Origin of the sequence: Pseudomonas entomophila, assembly GCF_013523125.1 — a bacterium.
In the GTDB taxonomy this organism is placed as follows: domain Bacteria; phylum Pseudomonadota; class Gammaproteobacteria; order Pseudomonadales; family Pseudomonadaceae; genus Aquipseudomonas; species Aquipseudomonas entomophila_B.
Window position 1 is genome coordinate 1 of the sequence record NZ_JAAMQJ010000124.1, and the last position, 341, is coordinate 341.

The 341-nt window shown below is 60.4% G+C and carries 1 protein-coding gene; it reads left to right on the forward strand.

Features of this window, described 5'->3' with window-relative positions; all coding sequences use genetic code 11:
- Nucleotides 1-341, forward strand: a 341-nt coding sequence (locus tag G7007_RS21920; RefSeq protein WP_181105199.1) for a hypothetical protein, incomplete at both ends; no start/stop codon positions are given.

The following is a 341-nucleotide window of genomic DNA, read 5'->3' on the forward strand; positions in this document are numbered from 1 at the left end:
GTGTCCAAGCAGGGCGAAAAGCTGACGGTCACCGCTGACGGCGTGACCAAGCTGACGGGGGATCTGGGCAAGACGAGCGGCGCCTTGCAGGACGAACAGAAGCTGCGCATTGAGGCCGACTCAGCCTTGAGTGACCGGATCATCACTGCTCAGGCGAAAGCAAATGATGCCGCGTCGGCAGTTCAGAGCGAGATGCAGGCCCGTGTCAATGCGGTGTCTGCGGTGGCTAAGCGCGTCGATGACACCCAGACCAGCCTCGGCAATACCAATGCCATGGTGAACAGGACTTCCGAGGCTGTGACCGACCTGAACAATGTGGCAAGTGCCTCGGAAGTGGTCAG